Genomic DNA, 16,518 nt, shown 5'->3' with positions numbered 1-16,518 from the left:
TATTTCGCGCCCGGAGTCAGCCCTGTGTACGGAACACCAGGGACGAATGCCCCACTCGGATGACGTCACCGTCCGCGAGCTGCCAGGTCTGCACCGGGGTGCCGTTCACGGTCGTGCCGTTCGTCGACCCGATGTCGGCGAGCGTCGCGCTCTGGCCGTCCCAGGTGATCTCCAGGTGACGGCGCGAGACACCGGTGTCGGGGAGCCGGAAGTCCGCGTCCTGGCCACGGCCCACGACGTTGCCACCCTGCTTCAGGGAGTACGTCCGGTTCGAGCCGTCGTCCAGCTGCAGGCTCGCCGCGAGCTGACGCGCCGCCGCGGGGGCGCCGTAGCCACCCTGCTGCTGCGCGTACGGGTCGCCGGCCGGCTGGCCGTACGCCTGCTGCTGGCCGTACTGGTCGTAACCGCCCTGCTGCTGCTGGCCGCCGTACTGGTCGTAGCCACCCTGCTGGTAGCCGCCCTGGTCGTACCCGCCGCCCTGCTGGGGCTGCGCGTAACCGCCCTGGTCGTAGCCGCCACCCTGGGGGGGCTGGGCGTAACCCTGATCGTAGCCACCCTGCGGGGGCTGCTGGGCGTAACCGCCCTGCTCGTAGCCACCCTGCTGGTAACCGCCCTGCTCATAGCCACCGGCTGGGGGCTGCTGACCGTAGCCGCCCTGCTCATAGCCACCGGCCGGGGGCTGCTGACCGTAGCCGCCCTGCTCGTAGCCGCCCTGCTGCTGGCCGTAACCCTGGTCGTACCCGGGCTGCTGGCCAGCCTGCTGTCCGTAGCCGTACTGGCCCTGCTGGCCGTACGGGTCACCCTGGTCGTATTGGCCGTAGCCGGGGGGCTGGCTCATTGCTGGGTCTCCTGCGTTGCTGGGTCGTGCCGACCGCGGTGAACCGGCGCCTGCGGGGCGGGCGTCGGGATCGACGGACGAACGGGTCTTGAACTGTCCAGTATGCAGCGCCTCGTTGCGCTCGAGTGATACGACGACGTCACCATAGGTGTCCAGGCCTTCGGCGGCGAGGTGTTCGGCCACCGCCTTCGCCAGCACCTGGGTAACGCGTTGCTCGTCACCGGCCATGCGCTCGTGGTCAGCCGTCCCCAAGGACACGATGTAGTGATTCGGGGCGAGCTGCCGACCGCCTGCCAGCTCACGAACGTTCTCCTCACTCTCCCGCTCGAGTGCGATCGCCACTTCCTGCGTGACGACGTTGCCACCGAACATGCGCGCGAAAGTGTTCCCCACCAGGTTCTCGAGTCGCCTGTCGAATCTCTCAGCGCGGCCCACCGGGGAAAACCTCCTCACACTTGTGCTTCCGCCCCGATCCTATCCGGGTGAGCGAGCCTCGACACGGCCCCCGGTGAAACCGGTGCGAACGACCTGCTAGTGTTCTCCTCGCTGCCGCAAGGAAGCACTCGGGCGAGTGGCGGAATGGCAGACGCGCACGGTTCAGGTCCGTGTGTCCGAAAGGACGTGAGGGTTCAACTCCCTCCTCGCCCACGCTGTTCAGAGGCCCCGACGCTAGCGCGTCGGGGCCTCTTCTCGTTGTCCTTGTGTCTCCCGGGGGGCCGAGCCCCCCGGATCCCCCACGGTGCCTTCTCTCACCTTCCAGCGTGGCTGAGTGGGGTCGTTGCGGGGGGTTTTGGGGTTTGGCTTGGTGGGGAATATCACCCGTTTGGCTCTGCGTGGTGTTCGCTTGCGGCTTAGATGTGGGTGTATTTAGGCCCTTGTCAGGCGGGGGTCAGGGCTATCGACAGGCGCATCTGCAGTGCTGCGGCTATGCGCTCCAGCACCGGCAGGGTGGGGGTTGTGCCGCCGGCTTCAAACCTGGCGATGGCCGACTGTGTCATCCCGGCGCGTCCGGCCAGCTGGGTCTGCGTCCAGCCGCGCTGCTCGCGCAATATCCGCACCTCGGCTCCTAGCTCGAAAGCCAGTCGAGCTCCGTCGTAAGCCGGGTGGGCTGGGTCGACGCCGAGTTCTTTGCGTAGTTCGCCCCACGTGCTGCGGTCGCTCACGGCTCCTCCTCGTCCACGGTGTGCTGTTCATCCTGACAACGGCGTAGCGCCCGTCTGGCTCGCTCGACCTCACCGGTTTCGCGCATCCTCGTCTTCGGCCACACCGTCATCAGGATGATCCGCCTGCCTGACGCGATCCAATAACTGATCCGCGTCGGCTGCTCGCAGAGCCAAAAGCGCAGCTCGCGAAGCTTTCCGTCCAGCTGCCGCGTGTAGGGCTCGCCGAGCAAAGGGCCTCGCTCGGCCAAGAGGTCGATGTAGAAAGCGACATGTTGATCGCGTTCTCGTCCAGACTTCTCAGCCAAGCGTGAACCTCTGGCTCCAGCTCGATGGTACCCCAATCCATAGCTTTGATGCTATATCGAGAGCGACCACCGATCTCACTCTGGGTATGAGTTCGGGTACTTAAGGTGTTCGTTTAAGCCGTTGTCTTGGTGATCCAGTCGGCCAGGATGTCTGCCCGGGACGTTGTTTCGATGCCCGCGTGGGGGCAGCCGGGGCCCGTTGCCTCCAGGGCCACCAGGCCTGCCGGGGTGAAGTACGGGGCTCCCGAGTCGTACGTGCAGGCGCTCGTGGTGATGGCCGGGGCCGCGCCGCGGACTCCCAGTGTGGTCGGGGCCACCGTCGCCACCGCTACCGTGCCCTGCTGCATGCGGGTGGCCGGCTTGGGGTTCGTGCTGGTCAGGCTGCCCCAGCCCGCCAAGGTCAGCTGGTCGCCCACCTTGGGGAGCGCGCGGTTGAGCGGCAGGGGCTTCACCGTGCTCACCGGGGTGTCCAGGCGGGCCAGCGCGACGTCGTTCTCCTTCGCCTGGATCACCTCGGTCACCTTGCGGGCCACTCCGGACTCGATGCCCTCGTCCGTGAGGCCCAGCGTCGCCGTCGTCGGGTAGGGGACCTTGCCCGAGACGCGGTTGCGGGCCGCGTCGTGGAAGCAGTGGCCTGTCGTCAAGAGCCATCCGGGCGCGACCAGCGCGCCCGTGCAGAAGCTGCTGTACGTCGAACCGTCCGGGCGGGGGATCTTCGTCATCGCGAGCTTCGCGACGAACCCGAACTGACCCTGGGGGACGTCTGAACCGTTGGCGATCCCTGGCGCGGCCAAGGCGGCAGGGGCGGTGGTGATGGTCAGGACAACAGCGGCTAGCAGGGCGCGCAGGCGCATTCTTCCCCTTCGTCGAATCGATGATCGACGTTCGAGGTTATTGCCGCCGCCGGGCGGGGGGAATTCCCTGGCCGGGCGTCACCCGTTGGCCCACCGGGTGACGCCCGGAAGGAGTCAGCCCGTGTGCGAAGAGATCCAATCCGCGACGACGTCGACCCGCGACGTCGTCTCGAGCTGGTTGTGGGGGCAGTCCGGCCCGGACGACTCGACGGACACCAGCTGGCCGCCGGTGCCGGCCGCGACGAAGTACGGCGCGCCCGAGTCGTACACGCAGGCGCTCGTCGTCGACGTCGGAGCCACGCCCTGCACGCCCAGCGTGGACGTGGCGACCTGGCCGACCTTCACGGTGCCCTGCTGCAGCTTCGTCGACGGCGCCGGGTTGGTGGCGGTGAGGCTGCCCCAGCCGGCGAGCGTCAGCTGCTGCCCGAGCGACGGCGTGAGACGGTTGACCGTCAGCGGCGTGATGCCGGTGACGTCGGCGTCGAGGGTCGCGATGGCGATGTCGTTCGCGGCGGCCTGGTAGACGGTCACCACGTTGCGCGTCACCCCCGGCGTGCTCTGGTTGACCGTGCCGAGCAGCACCGACGTCGGGTACGGCACCGGGCCGGAGACGCGGACGCGGTTCGCGTCGTGGAAGCAGTGGCCGGCGGTGATGATCCACTTCGCCGCGATCAACGCGCCCGAGCAGGCGCTGTTGTACTTCGTGCCGTCGGGCTTCGGGATGTTCGTCATCGTGAGTTTCGCGGCGAACTTGAACTGGCCCGCCGGGACGTCGGATCCGTTGGCCACGGCCGAAGCCGGGCCCGCGGTCGCGAGACCGGCGGCGAGGGTGAGCAGGGCAGCGGAAAGCACAGCGCGTACGCGCATCGGTGGATCCCCCTTGTCACGCACCGGCGGCTCGCGCCGGTGATCACCTTCGAGCGTAGCGACGGTGCGCGGGGTCGGAATGCGCTGCACGGAGTAAGAAAACGGCCCCGACGCCGGGCGTCGGGGCCGTTTTGCCGGGAATCAGCCGATGTGCGACGCGATCCAGTCCGCGACGACGTCGACGCGCGCGGTGGACTCGGCCTGGTCGTGGGGGCAGTCCGGGCCGTCGCTCTCGATGGAGACCAGGCGGCCGCCGCTCTTGCCCGTCGGCACGAAGTACGGGGCGCCCGAGTCGTAGGTGCACGCGCTCGTCGTCGACGTCGGGGCGAAGCCCGTCACGCCGGTGTACAGCGGGTCGACCGTCGCGACCTTCATCAGGCCCTGCTGCAGCTTGGTGCCCGGTGTCGGGTCGACCGACGTGAGGCTGCCCCAGCCCGCGAGCACGACCTTCTGGCCCACGACCGGCGCCTTGCGGTCGAGCGACAGCGGCTCGATGCCGAAGACCGGCTTGTCGAGTTCGGCGATCGCGATGTCGTTGCTCGGTGACTGGTACACCGTCACGACGTTGCGCGTGATCCCCGGCTTGTCGACGGTGGTGGTGCCCAGCAGCACCGACGTCGGGTACGGGACCGGGCCGGAGACCGGGTTGCGGGCCGCGTCGTGGAAGCAGTGGCCGGCGGTGACGATCCACTTCTTGGCGATCAGCGAACCCGAGCAGGCGCTGTTGTACTTCGTGCCGTCGGTGCGCGGGATGTCCGTCATGGTCAGCTTCGCGGCGAACTTGAACGTCCCCTGCGGGACGTCGGCGCCGTTGGCCACGGCCGATGCCGGCGCCGCGGTGACGACGGCCGCGGCGAGCGCGAACAGACCTGCGGAAAGCAAAGCGCGGATGCGCATTCTCAACCCCCCTGGTTGGGCCGGCGTCCGGCCGGCGATGGGGGCGAGGGTAGCGAAACCCGGTGCGGCGGTGGCGGGAAGTCCCGCCACCGCCTGCGGAATCAGTTCACGCCGACCAGGTCGACGACGAAGATGAGGGTCTCGCCGGGCTTGATGACGCCGCCCGCGCCGCGGTCGCCGTAGCCCAGGTGCGGCGGGATGACGAGCTTGCGCCGGCCACCGATCTTCATCCCCGCGACACCCTGGTCCCAGCCGGAGATGACCTGGCCGGCGCCGAGGCCGAAGCGCAGCGGCTCGCCGCGGTTCCAGGAGGCGTCGAACTCCTCGCCGGTCGAGTGGGAGACGCCGACGTAGTGCACGGTGACGGACTTGCCGGGCGTGGCCTCGACGCCGTCGCCGACGGTGATGTCGGTGATCTCGAGGTCGGCCGGCGGGGTGCCGTCCGGGCGGTCGATCTGGGGCTTTTCCAAGGTCATGGCAGCCACCGTACCCACGCGCGCGAGGCTGCGCCGTTCGGACTACGCCCAAGGGCTGAAAAACGCGAAAACTCTTCACATGTGTGCTACTGCTCGGTAGCGTGCGCTTCGTCACTCTCCTTGACCTGCGAGGGAGCCCTGATGCGACGCGGCATCCGTACCTTGACCTTGACGGCTTTGGCGGGCTTGGTCGCCGGGCTCACCCAGGTCGCTGTCACCGCTCCGGCCGCCGAGGCGGCCGCGGCACCCAACGACTACTGCGGCGGGCAGTGCAGCGACATCCTGCCGCCCGGCGAAAACGGCAACGCCACCCTCGCGGACATCCTGGCGCACAAGGTGCTCGGCACCCGCCCGGCGCACGCGGCCGACCAGCTCGGCAAGTACTCCTCGCTGGCCGGCGGCTACCAGACGCTGACCACCGGGACGATCAACCAGTACTTCAACGACTCGTCGTTCGGCGTCGCCGCCGACCAGGTCGCCAGCACGACCCAGCCGCGCTCCGACGTGACGATCGTGCGGGACAAGGCACTCGGCGTCCCGCACATCACCGGCACCACCCGCGCCGGCACCGAGTTCGGCGCCGGGTACGCGGCCGGGCAGGACCGGCTGTGGCTGATGGACGTCCTGCGCCACGCCGCCCGCGGCCAGGTGACGTCGTTCGCCGGCGGCGCCGCGGCCAACCGGGAGCTGGAGCAGAGCTTCTTCGCGAACGCGCCCTACACCGAAGCCGAGCTGCAGCAGCAGATCGACAACGTCGCCGCGAAGGGCCCGCGCGGCGCGCAGGGCCTCGCCGACGCGCAGGCGTACGTCGACGGCATCAACAAGTACATCTCGGACTCCCACAGCGGCCGCTACTTCCCGGGTGAGTACGTGCTCACCGGGCACGTCGACGCGATCACCAACGCCGGCACCATCGACCCGTTCAAGCTGACCGACCTGGTCGCGCTGGCCTCGCTGGTCGGCGCCGAGTTCGGCGCCGGCGGTGGTGGCGAGGTGCAGAACGCCGTCGCGAAGCTGGCGCTGCAGGAGCAGTACGGCGCGGTGCAGGGCGAGAAGGTCTGGCAGAGCCTGCGGTCCGAGGACGACCCCGAGGCCGTCAAGACACTGCACGACGGGCAGACGTTCCCGTACGGCAAGACCCCGGCCAACGCCGTCGGCCAGGCCCTGCCGGACAAGGGTTCGGTGACCCCGCAGCAGCTGGTGTTCGACCAGACCGGCTCGGCGTCGACCGCGACTCCGTCCACTGTGGACGTCCCGGCCCCGGCCGCGCAGGAGCCCGCCCGCGGGATGTTCGACAACGGCGTGCTGCCGGGCGACATGCTGACCGACAAGCACGGCATGTCGAACGCGCTCGTCGTGTCCGGCTCGAAGACCGCCAGCGGCCACCCCGTCGCCGTCTTCGGCCCGCAGACCGGGTACTTCGCGCCGCAGCTGCTCATGCTGCAGGAACTGCAGGGCCCGGGCATCAGCGCCCGCGGCGCGGCCTTCGCCGGGCTGAGCATGTACGTGCTGCTGGGCCGCGGCCAGGACTACTCGTGGAGCGCGACGACGTCGGCGCAGGACATCATCGACACCTACGCGCTGAACCTGTGCGACCCGAGCGGCAAGGCGCCGACGAAGGACTCGAACTACTACACCTACAAGGGCCAGTGCCTCCCGATGGAGACCGTGGAGGTCAAGAACTCCTGGAACCCGACGGTGGCCGACGGCACCGCGGCCGGCTCGTACACGTTGCGCAGCTACCGCACGAAGTACGGCCCGGTGCTCAGCCGGGCGACGGTCGGCGGCAAGCCCGTGGCGTACGCGCAGCTGCGGTCCTCGCTCTTCCACGAGGCCGACTCGCTGATCGGCTTCCAGGAGCTGAACGACCCGGGCTACGTCAAGTCCGCGGCGGACTTCCAGCGGGCCGCGGCCGACATCAACTTCACGTTCAACTGGTTCTACGCCGACTCGAAGGACATCGCGTACTTCAACTCCGGGGCCAACCCGGCCCGGCAGTCCAATGTGGACCCGAACATGCCGGTGTGGGGTGACCAGGGGCACGACTGGACCGGCTGGAACCCGGCGGGTAACGTCGCGACCTACACCCCGGCGTCGCAGCACCCGCAGTCGGTCAACCAGGACTACTACGTCAGCTGGAACAACGCGCAGGCCAACGGCTACGCGGCCGCCGGTGCCGACAAGTCCGCCGTGCACCGCGTCGACCTGCTCGACACGCGCGTCAAGACGATGATCCTCACCGGCACCAAGGTCACCCGGCTCAACCTGACCCAGGCGATGGAAGACGCCGCGCTGGCCGACCTGCGGGCCGAGCGGGTCCTGCCGCTGCTGCTGCAGGTGCTCGACAAGACGCCGACCACCGGTGCGGCCGCCGATGCCGAGGCGAAGCTGAAGACGTGGATGGCCAACGGCCACAAGCGGACGGAAACCACGGCCGGCAGCAAGGCGTACGCCGACGCCGACGCGATCCGGATCTTCGACGCGTGGTGGCCGCTGCTGGTCCAGGCCGAGTTCAAGCCGGGCATGGGCGACAACGCCTACAACGCGATGACGGGCGTGCTGGGCATCAACGAAAGCCCGTCCGGCTTCCAGAACGGCAACGGCCAGCACACCGGCCAGCCGCACAAGGGCTCGTCGTTCCAGTTCGGCTGGTGGGGGTACGTCAGCAAGGACATCCGGCAGGTCCTCGGCCAGCCGGTGGCCGGCCCGCTCGGCAGCACGTTCTGCGGCGGCGGCGACGTCACCACGTGCCGCCAGGCGCTCGTCGACTCGCTGACCACCGCCGCGGGCCAGGCCGCGAACACCGTCTACCCCGGTGACGCGAGCTGCGCCGCGGGCGACCAGTGGTGTGCCGACACCATCGTGCACAACGCGCTGGGCGGCATCACGCAGGACAAGATCAGCTGGCAGAACCGCCCGACGTTCCAGCAGGTCGTCGAGTACACCGCGCACCGCGGCGACAACATCGCCAACCTCGCGCCGGGCAAGACGGTCAGCGCCACCAGCGCCGAAACCGGCTTCTACCCCTCGCCGGCGTCGAACGCGATCGACGGGAACGCCTCGACCCGCTGGGCCAGCGACTGGAGCGACGACCAGGCGATCACCGTCGACCTCGGTTCGGTGCAGCCGGTCTCGCGGGTGCAGCTCAGCTGGGAATCGGCGTACGGCAAGGGCTACAAGATCCAGACCTCGCCGGACGCCGTGCACTGGACGGACTCGGCGGTCGTCACGGACGGCAACGGCGGGCAGGACAACGTGTCCTTCGCGCCGACGCAGGCCCGGTTCGTGAAGCTGCAGGGCGTCCAGCGCGGCACGAAGTACGGCTACTCGCTCTACGAGTTCGAGGTCTACGCCCACTGAGACCAGGTCGGCTCGCCCGCGGACGCGCGGGCGAGCCGGCCGTCTTCGTCACAGTGACCGGGGATGCTGCTCCCGGTGGAGCTCAGCCGGGCTTGGTGAGTTGGTAGACCTTCACGACGTAGCTGTTCAGCGCCAATTCGTCGGCCACTTGGAGCATCTCAAATTCCTGACCCGAGGCATCCACGTTCGGTATCCCTGCCGTACGGAGCGTTGCAGGGGGTACTCGTATGGTCTCGCCATCCGCTGCGTCGAGGTAACCGGGCAGGAGGGGTTCGAGCCGCCTAGCCTCCTTGGGTGCTGTGGCCAAGATGACGACCGCTCGGTCGACCATTGAGCGCCGGAAGTCCCATAGTTGCCTGACGGTGCGGAGCAGACGAAGGCGAGAGGGGCCATCACTCTCGTGCAGCAAGGCCACTCGGACATCGATCTCAGATGCCGTCTCATAGTGCAGGTGCACAGATCCATGTGGTCCTTGTACGAGCGTGGCTAGTTCCGCAGGTAGGCCCGCCGCCATGAGAGCACCCGAAGCCACGTGTGTCGCCACGGCATCTGTGGCGAGGTGAAGCGTTCGGGCCTCGGATTCTTTGAAGATCCACGTGGCTATTCGCTGCGCAGCGCGACGCCATGCGGGCTCACCATCAGGTCCGACCGGGTCCTGGAACCTGGGAAGGCCGTTTCCTGGCCGCCAAGAACCCAGCCAACTTCGATGAGCATCGGGCAGCAGTGTCGTCATGTCCGCTCGGTCGCAATATGCAAGCGGTTCGACGTCGAACGCCAGGGCAAGGGCGAGGAGCATCTGCAGGCTTATCGCACTTCGTCCCGCCCACACGTTCAGAACCGTGCGATCGGTCCTGGCCCGTCCGAGTTGTTCAGCGGCATCCGCCGCAGACATGCCGAGGCCGCGCTGTCGGCGGATGTTCGCGATGAGTTGCTGTTGCGCAAAAGCTGCCGCGACCTCGCCAGCCTGGTCGCTCTCACGGACCAGCCAGCGGGCCGCACCTGTGAACTTTTCGTCCTCGGTGAATCGAGTAGGTGGTCCGCTACCAGGCGGGCGGCCTATTCGAGAAGGAGACATGGTCGGCTCCCGGGCGAGCCTGCGACGTTTAAACTACTGTTGGTTGTAGTTTAAACGTCGACGGGCCCAAGATCCAGTGTGCAGAGGTTGGGAGGTGTTCCAGGTGGATGTGCGTTTGCTGACCGAGCAGCTCAGCCCGGCCGATCACCTACCAGGTGTCGCCCTGCTGGTTGCCAGGGAGATCGTCGAGTCCGCTGTCCTGGACGGAGCGGTCGCCGAGGAAGCTGCTGGCAACTTGATGCGTGCTGCCGCGCACCTGCGGATCGCTGCGGATGGCGGAGATCTTCTGCGTTCGCATCCGATGTTGATCGGTCAGCTGATCCACATGGCCGAGGCGCGATCCTTGCCGGATAGCCAGACTCTCGGAGATGTCCGTTCCGCCTTGCGACAACTCGTGCGGGCGGTCCCGCCAGAAGGGTCTTCGCTGGTCACAGCCGACTATGTCGGTTACTGAGTGATCACCAGCTCAAGGTGCGAGCGCCGACCAAGCCGAGAACAGTGGACGCGCCGGCGCGCCTAGCTGCCCGTGCGACGCCGCGCATCGTGCTTCCGGTTTGGTAGACGTCATCGACTACCACGACCTTGTGCCCGGTTAGATCTTGGTCGATCGAATATTCGTCCATGAGCAGGGCGCGTTCACTGCGGCTCATGTTTTTGACAGACCGCCGGAACTCTCGACGAGTGGCGACTGAGCCCTGGTCTATTTCCGTGCTCTTGGCGATTGTCGCGCCGATACGGTCACTTGCCGCCAGTCGCGTCTGGTCGTGCCCGGGCACTGGCAGGATGAGGTCGCAGGTCTGGAACCAGGGGTGCGCGAGCACGACCTCTGTGAGCGAACTGGACAAGGTTCGACCGGCCGTGCGCACTTTGGCGGAGCTGCGGTTTTCGTACTTGATCGTGTGGATGAGTTCGCCTACCGATGTGTGGGCCAGCCCGTTGGTACCTCTCGCGCACGGGCGGCTGTACAGGTCCAACGCGATGACTGCGTCAAGCTCAGCCGGTACCCGCAGGACCATGACTCGCTGCAGAAGCGAAAGGAGTTCGGTGGCGTCGTCGCCGGCCTGCAGCCGTAGTCGATGCGTCCAGCGCGGTCGGTGTTTCGGGTAAAGATCGACACGCACGGCTCCGGGGAATCCGTTGCACACGTGGTGAGCTGTCTCATCGGAACCCCGCAGCAACAGGAGCCTCTCCTGTCCCACGTGCTCCCAGTTCCAATCCTCGAGGCGGTCGCCTCGACGATCGGGCGTGAAGGGTTTAGCCAGGTGGGTCAACGCCGAACAGCCTCCTTTGGGCTACTCAGTGTTGCGTAGGTTTTGCTTTGTGTGTGCAACCTGGGGCGGCGTGTCGGTGCCGCGTTGACCAGCATCTCGCGTCGTGTCACACTCGAACACATGTTCTATTGGGGTGGTTTGATGGAATGACGCTCACCGGCCCGCCGATGGAGAGCAGTCCTGTCATGACGGTTGAGAGAACGACCGCAGATCGTGATCTCTTGCTCGCGCTTCTGGCGCCACGGGCAGCCGGGGGGCCGAGACGCGCTGCGAAGATCCTGCTGCAGTCGGGACGCCGCGGACTCGAACAGCTCGTCGATGGACTGCCGGTCGATGAACGACAATCAGCGATTGAGATTGCGACTCACTTGCGCGAGCAGGGCGTCGAGGTGGTCTTCTTCGACGACCCCAGGTACCCCGACCGGTTGCGCCGAGCGCCAGGTGCGCCGCTAGCGCTCTTTTGCCGAGGTCCAATCGAGCTGCTTGAGCAGACATCGGTCGGCGTTTGCGGCTCCCGGAACGCCAGTTCCAACGGGTTACGGGCAGCCCGGGCCTGTGGCCAGGACGCCGCGGCTCTCGGGATGGTCGTGGTCTCGGGTTACGCAAAGGGCGTCGATACCGAAGCGCACTTGAGTGCTCTCGCTGCCGGAGGGAGCACTGTCGCCGTGCTTGCTGAAGGTATCTCCGATTTTCGGCTCAAACAGTCTTACGGCAACTTGCCGGACGGAGCACTCAGCCGGTTGCTGGTGATCTCACAGTTCCCTCCGAGGCAGCGTTGGACGGCTGGAGCTGCGATGACCCGTAACCAGGTCATCGTGGGGTTGGGAGACGCAGTCGTCGTAGTGGAAGCTGGAGCAGGTGGCGGCACGCTGCGGGCGGGAGAAGCGGCTCTGCAGACAGGCAAGCAGCTCTGGGTTCTCGGCTTCCCCGGTGAGGACCCGCCCGGGAACCAGGCTCTTTTGACGGCAGGTGGTCGTCGTGTAGCCAATCGTGCGGAGTTGTCGGACGGCATGCGCAAGCTCGCCACCGAGCCCCGCACCCAAGGGCTGTTCGACTGAGGGCCGGCCGTCTTCGTCACAGTGACCGGGGAGATGACCTGCGGTTACGGTGATCACATGGACGACTGGACGCCTCGCACCAAGGCCATCGCCGCCGGCCGGCCGCACGGTCCCGGCGAGCCGCTGAACACCCCGCTCGTCGCCACCAGCACGTACGAGGCCGGTGGCGATTTCGTCTACGCGCGCGGCGACGGCACACCCACCTGGCACGCCCTCGAGGAGACCATCGGGGCGCTCGAAGGCGGCTACGCGACGGCGTTCGCGTCCGGCGTCGCCACCCTGTCGGCGGTGCTGGACCTGCTGCCGGTCGGGTCGCGGGTGGTCGTCCCGACGTTCAGCTACGCCGTGACGCGCGGGGTGCTCGCCCACGCGCAGAAGCTCGGCAAGCTCGCCGTCACCGAGCTCGAGCCGACCGACACGGCCGCCTGGGTGGCCGAGGCGGCGACGTCCGACCTGGTCTGGCTGGAGTCGCCGACCAACCCGACGCTCGACGTCATGGAGATCGAGACCATCGCCGCCGCCGCGCGGGGCCGGGTCGTCGTCGACAACACCTTCGCGACGCCGTTGCGGCAGCGGCCGCTCGAACTCGGCGCCGACGTCGTCGTGCACAGCGCGACCAAGCTCATCGGCGGGCACAGCGACCTGCTGCTGGGGATCACCGTGGCCAAGGACCCGGCGGTGGCCGACGAGCTGCGCGGCGCGCGGACCCGCGTCGGGTCGACGCCGGGTGCCCTCGAGGCCTGGCTCGCGCTGCGGGGGCTACGGACCATGCCGGTGCGCCTGGCCGAGCAGTCCCGGACCGCCGCACTGCTCGTCGAGCGCCTCCGCGAGCACCCCGCGGTGACGCGGGTGCGCTACCCGGGTTTCGGGATGATGGTCGCGTTCGAGCTGGCCGGCGGCGAGGCCGCCGACAAGTTCTGCGCGGCCGTCCGGCTGATCCGGTCCGCGACCAGCCTCGGCGGCGTCGAAAGCCTGGTCGAGCGGCGGGCGTGGCTGCCGGGGGAGGAGCGCGTACCGGCCGGTTTGGTGCGGTTCAGCGTCGGCCTCGAAGATCCGGAAGACCTCTGGCGCGATTTGTCCATCGCCCTCGCGGAGTAACACCAACGGCGGAATCCTCGATACTCGCGGCATCGCAGGTCCATGTCGTTGGGAGTCACCGTGGGTAGAACGCTGCACCGGGTCGCGGGGATCGTTTCCGCGGGCGCGCTGATCACTTTCGCCGCCGCGCCGGCCGCGTTCGCGCAGGAGACCGAGACGACGACCGCGCCGTCGACCACGGAGACGACGACCTCCACCTCCGAGACGACCACGACGACGGTCCCGCCGACGACCGAGACGACGTCCTCGAGCCCGGTCACGACCACCGGGACGACCTCGGCGCCCTCGACCGACGTCACGAAGACCACGACGCCGGAAACCACGACCACGACGGCCGAGCCGCCGGCGGACGACTACCAGGACAACACCGGCCACGGCTTCGTCGGCGTCGGTGGCGAGGGCGTGCTGGTCATCAACTGCGCGGCGGGCGCGCCCGGGAACGTGGCGACCCAGTACCTCGACGTCACCGGCGGCCCGGACCAGGACGAGTCCGACGGCCGGACCTGGAACTACTCCGTGCGCGTCGACAACCTGCCCCCGGGCACGACCACCGGCAAGTTCAGCTGGACCTGCGCCGGCGTCGAGGGCGAGGGCGTCGTCGACTTCGAGCAGGCGCCGCCGCCGGAGACCAGCACGACGACCAGCGCGCCGGCCACGACCAGTGCGCCGGCCACGACCAGCGCGCCGATCACGACCAGCGCGCCGGCCACGACGTCGAGCGTCCCGAGCACGTCGACCACCAGCAGCAGCAGCACCACCACCAGCACCCCCGGCAACGCCGCACCGAAGGCCCAGGTCAAGGTCACGCCCCACGGCGGGGTCGAGACGGGCTTCGGCGGCACGGCCTGGTGACCGTCCGCCGGGCGGGCGCGGCGGTCGCCGCGGTCGCCCTCGCGCTGACGCTGGCCGCTTGCGGTTCCGCCGAGCCGCCGAAAGCGGCACCCGCGCCGGTGCCGTCGTCGGTCCCGGTGACCGCGCCGTTCAAGGGCCTGCGCCCGACGTCGGTGAAGATCCCCAAGATCGGCGCGGAGTCCAGCCTGCTCGCGGTCGCCGTCAAGACCGACGGCTCGATCTCCGTCCCGTCGGTGCACACGCCGATGCAGGCGGCTTGGTACAAGCTCTCGCCGGTGCCCGGCGACGTCGGCCCGGCGATCGTGCTCGGGCACGTCGACGGCGACAAGAAGCCCGGCATCTTCTACAAGCTCAAGGACCTCGCGCCCGGCGACGAGGTGGACGTCGACCGCAGCGACGGCAAGAAGCTGAAGTTCGTCGTGGACCACGTCACGCAGGTCCCGAAGGACACGTTGCCGCGCGAGGCGGTGTACGGCAACAGCGACAAGCCGGAACTGCGGCTGATCACCTGCGGCGGAGTGTTCGACCACGCCGCGCACAGCTACGAGGACAACATCGTCGTCTACGCGAACCTCGCGGCTTAGCCGACGCCGGATCCGGGGTAGGGGAACGTCTTCGGCGCGACCGCGGCCCGGTCGACCCACTTGCGCATGCCCGCGTCGCAGGCGGCGTAGCCCCAGTTGATCAGCTGGTCCTGCAGCCGCTCCGAGGTACGCGTCAGCCGGGTGCTCGTCACGGCCAGCGCGTGGGTCTGCTCGACCGGCGCGGTCAGCGCGTCCGGCAGCTCGAAGTGCTCGATGTCGCTGTAGGTCGCCCAGTACGTCCCGGCGTACGTCTTGTCCTGGTAGGACTTCAGCAGCGTGCCGGTGCGCAGCTCGCGGACCTGGTTGTCCATCACGGTCAGCACACGCAGCAGCTGCATCGGCCAGTTCCGCTTCGGGTTGTCCTCGTGCTTCATCTTCTTGCCGGCGTCGCTGACCAGGACGACCGCGCGCTGGTTCTCGATCGGGTCCAGGCCGAGGTTGTCGTACACGCCCGCGTCGCTGAGCACGATCTTGCGGTCCGCCTGGTTCGGGTCGGGGATCACGACCGGCGAGAGCAGCGGCGGGAACGCCGACGACGCGGCGACGGCGGTGGCCAGCGGGATCTGCCCGTGCGGGCCGTCCTGCCGGAAGAACCACCACAGCGAGCCGTCCTGCAGGCTGGTCGCGGTGAACACGAAGTGCGGGCCCGCGGGGTCGAGCTGGTCGAGGCGGAAGTCGTCGAAGAGGTGCTTCGCGTAGACGCGCGCGAGTTCCTCGCCCGCACTGCGCCACGGGATGAACATCGCCTTGAGCGTCACCGGGACGTCGAGGTTCGTCCGGGCCAGCTTCCGGATCGGTTCGACGACGAACTTGCCGAAGTTGTCCGCGATGCCGTCGTCCCCGAAGGACAGCTGGTGCCACGCGTGGGCCAGGACGCCGGCCGCGATCGAGCCGCCGGACACGCTGGAGACGGTGGTCAGCTTCGGCAGCCAGCCGAGTTCGTTGAGGCGCCAGAGCGCGCCGGTGTGGAAGAGCATCGCGCGGTAGCCGCCGCCGGACAAAGCCAGGCCGACGCCGGAACGTTCCGTGGAATCCACCCGGCCGAGTGTATTACCGCAGCAAGGGTGTCAGCAGCGTGCGTTGCCCGGCCGGGACGTATTCGGCGTAGTTGTCGTACAACGCCTGTTTGGCCAGCTGTGACGCGCCGGCGCCGTCGGCCGCGCGGACCGCGTCGAGCACTTCGGCGTGGTGCGCGAGCCAGGTGCGCATCAGCGACGTCCGGTTGCTGGCGTGCTCCAGCTTGTCCTCGATCAGTTCCAGCACGACCCCGCGGACGACTTCCTCGCTGACCACCAGCAACGGGTTTCGCGAGCTCCGCGCGATGACTTCGTGGAACGCGACGTCCGCGCGGCTGAACTCGGCGTACCCGCGTGAGACGCCTTCGCGCATCGCGTCGAGGGCCTCGGCCAGGCCGGTCAGGTCGTCGTCGGTGCGCAGCTCCGCGGCGAGCAGGTGCGCCGAGCCATCGAGGATCATCCGGAACTGCAACAGCTCCGCGAGCCCGACGTGGTCGGCGCGCGCGAGCCGGTGCATCGAGCGGTGCAACGCCACCGGGGACGCGGCCAGCACCTCGGGCCCGCGCGGATCGCCGGGCCGTGACCGGATCAGTTCGGCGGCCTGCAACACACGCAGGGCTTCCCGGATCGTCGAGCGGCCGACGCCGAACTGGATCATCAGCTCGCGCTCGCTGGGCAGGCGTTCCCCCGGTTTGAGGGCCCCGCTGAACACGGCCTGCTCGATCTGCTCGACGACCCGCTCGTACGCGCGGACCGGAGCCACCGGTTCGAACCGCATCCTTGACCTCGACGTCCGTCGCGTGC

The 16,518-nt window shown here is 68.5% G+C and carries 17 protein-coding genes and 1 tRNA gene; 7 read left to right on the top strand and 11 right to left on the bottom strand.

The window, feature by feature from the left end; translation table 11 throughout:
• Positions 1-16 precede the first annotated feature (16 nt).
• Positions 17-1,273 carry a DUF3662 and FHA domain-containing protein gene (locus ACLJQZ_RS07705; protein WP_410619366.1) on the bottom strand — a complete coding sequence of 419 codons (1,257 nt, stop codon included), beginning with the start codon at positions 1,271-1,273 and terminating at the stop codon, positions 17-19.
• Between the two features lie 130 nt (positions 1,274-1,403).
• On the opposite strand from ACLJQZ_RS07705, the gene ACLJQZ_RS07700 reads away from it, so the two are divergent.
• Positions 1,404-1,486, top strand: a tRNA-Leu gene (locus tag ACLJQZ_RS07700).
• Positions 1,487-1,716: 230 nt separating this feature from the next.
• On the opposite strand, the gene ACLJQZ_RS07695 is transcribed toward ACLJQZ_RS07700, so the two are convergent.
• The 6 genes from ACLJQZ_RS07695 to ACLJQZ_RS07670 all read right to left on the bottom strand — a co-directional run bounded on the left by ACLJQZ_RS07695 (position 1,717) and on the right by ACLJQZ_RS07670 (position 5,400).
• Positions 1,717-2,001 (bottom strand): helix-turn-helix domain-containing protein, encoded by a 285-nt coding sequence (locus ACLJQZ_RS07695; protein WP_410619365.1) that lies wholly within the window; start codon positions 1,999-2,001, stop codon positions 1,717-1,719.
• Positions 1,998-2,306 (bottom strand): type II toxin-antitoxin system RelE/ParE family toxin, encoded by a 309-nt coding sequence (locus ACLJQZ_RS07690; RefSeq protein WP_410619364.1) that lies wholly within the window; start codon positions 2,304-2,306, stop codon positions 1,998-2,000. The genes ACLJQZ_RS07695 and ACLJQZ_RS07690 overlap by 4 nt, the downstream gene beginning before the upstream one ends.
• Positions 2,307-2,419: 113 nt before the next feature.
• A complete protein-coding gene (locus ACLJQZ_RS07685; RefSeq protein ID WP_410619363.1) occupies positions 2,420-3,160 on the bottom strand; it encodes a S1 family peptidase in 741 nt (246 codons plus the stop codon).
• Positions 3,161-3,274: 114 nt separating this feature from the next.
• Positions 3,275-4,027, bottom strand: a complete 753-nt coding sequence (locus ACLJQZ_RS07680; protein ID WP_410619362.1) for a S1 family peptidase — start codon at positions 4,025-4,027, stop codon at positions 3,275-3,277.
• A 141-nt stretch (positions 4,028-4,168) separates the two neighbouring features.
• On the bottom strand, positions 4,169-4,924 hold the full coding sequence (locus tag ACLJQZ_RS07675; protein ID WP_410619361.1) for a S1 family peptidase: 756 nt from the start codon (positions 4,922-4,924) through the stop codon (positions 4,169-4,171).
• Positions 4,925-5,025: 101 nt separating this feature from the next.
• Positions 5,026-5,400 carry an FKBP-type peptidyl-prolyl cis-trans isomerase gene (locus ACLJQZ_RS07670; protein ID WP_410619360.1) on the bottom strand — a complete coding sequence of 125 codons (375 nt, stop codon included), beginning with the start codon at positions 5,398-5,400 and terminating at the stop codon, positions 5,026-5,028.
• 141 nt (positions 5,401-5,541) lie between these two features.
• On the opposite strand from ACLJQZ_RS07670, the gene ACLJQZ_RS07665 reads away from it, so the two are divergent.
• On the top strand, positions 5,542-8,760 hold the full coding sequence (locus ACLJQZ_RS07665) for a penicillin acylase family protein (RefSeq protein WP_410619359.1): 3,219 nt from the start codon (positions 5,542-5,544) through the stop codon (positions 8,758-8,760).
• Between the two features lie 82 nt (positions 8,761-8,842).
• Here ACLJQZ_RS07665 and ACLJQZ_RS07660 read toward each other — a convergent pair whose 3' ends face one another.
• The gene (locus ACLJQZ_RS07660) at positions 8,843-9,217 is read right to left on the bottom strand and encodes a hypothetical protein (RefSeq protein WP_410619358.1); all 375 of its coding nucleotides are present in this window, start codon (positions 9,215-9,217) and stop codon (positions 8,843-8,845) included.
• A gap of 712 nt (positions 9,218-9,929) precedes the next feature.
• On the opposite strand from ACLJQZ_RS07660, the gene ACLJQZ_RS07655 reads away from it, so the two are divergent.
• The gene (locus ACLJQZ_RS07655; RefSeq protein ID WP_410619357.1) at positions 9,930-10,289 is read left to right on the top strand and encodes a hypothetical protein; all 360 of its coding nucleotides are present in this window, start codon (positions 9,930-9,932) and stop codon (positions 10,287-10,289) included.
• A gap of 4 nt (positions 10,290-10,293) precedes the next feature.
• Here ACLJQZ_RS07655 and ACLJQZ_RS07650 read toward each other — a convergent pair whose 3' ends face one another.
• Positions 10,294-11,106, bottom strand: a complete 813-nt coding sequence (locus tag ACLJQZ_RS07650; protein WP_410619356.1) for a ComF family protein — start codon at positions 11,104-11,106, stop codon at positions 10,294-10,296.
• Positions 11,107-11,252: 146 nt separating this feature from the next.
• Between ACLJQZ_RS07650 and ACLJQZ_RS07645 the strand changes: the two genes are divergently transcribed.
• Genes ACLJQZ_RS07645 through ACLJQZ_RS07630 form a run of 4 tightly spaced genes read left to right on the top strand, consistent with a single transcriptional unit; the run spans position 11,253 to position 14,698 of the window.
• A complete protein-coding gene (locus ACLJQZ_RS07645; RefSeq protein ID WP_410619355.1) occupies positions 11,253-12,164 on the top strand; it encodes a DNA-processing protein DprA in 912 nt (303 codons plus the stop codon).
• A gap of 57 nt (positions 12,165-12,221) precedes the next feature.
• The gene (locus ACLJQZ_RS07640; RefSeq protein WP_410619354.1) at positions 12,222-13,262 is read left to right on the top strand and encodes a trans-sulfuration enzyme family protein; all 1,041 of its coding nucleotides are present in this window, start codon (positions 12,222-12,224) and stop codon (positions 13,260-13,262) included.
• 60 nt (positions 13,263-13,322) lie between these two features.
• Positions 13,323-14,114, top strand: a complete 792-nt coding sequence (locus ACLJQZ_RS07635) for a hypothetical protein (protein WP_410619353.1) — start codon at positions 13,323-13,325, stop codon at positions 14,112-14,114.
• Complete coding sequence (locus ACLJQZ_RS07630; RefSeq protein WP_410619352.1) at positions 14,111-14,698, top strand: class F sortase; 588 nt, start codon at positions 14,111-14,113, stop codon at positions 14,696-14,698. The genes ACLJQZ_RS07635 and ACLJQZ_RS07630 overlap by 4 nt, the downstream gene beginning before the upstream one ends.
• Here the strand turns inward: ACLJQZ_RS07630 and ACLJQZ_RS07625 are convergent.
• Together ACLJQZ_RS07625 and ACLJQZ_RS07620 are read right to left on the bottom strand one after the other, a co-directional pair.
• The gene (locus ACLJQZ_RS07625; RefSeq protein ID WP_410619351.1) at positions 14,695-15,735 is read right to left on the bottom strand and encodes a patatin-like phospholipase family protein; all 1,041 of its coding nucleotides are present in this window, start codon (positions 15,733-15,735) and stop codon (positions 14,695-14,697) included. The two genes, ACLJQZ_RS07630 and ACLJQZ_RS07625, sit on opposite strands and share 4 nt — an antisense overlap.
• A 13-nt stretch (positions 15,736-15,748) precedes the next feature.
• Positions 15,749-16,492: a FadR/GntR family transcriptional regulator gene (locus ACLJQZ_RS07620; RefSeq protein ID WP_410619350.1), complete on the bottom strand. Its 744-nt coding sequence runs from the start codon at positions 16,490-16,492 to the stop codon at positions 15,749-15,751.
• Between the last annotated feature and the right edge of the window lie 26 nt (positions 16,493-16,518).

The organism is Amycolatopsis sp. cmx-8-4 (genome assembly GCF_046548675.1).
GTDB lineage: Bacteria > Actinomycetota > Actinomycetes > Mycobacteriales > Pseudonocardiaceae > Amycolatopsis.
This window is presented reverse-complemented; position numbering and strand designations above follow the sequence as displayed.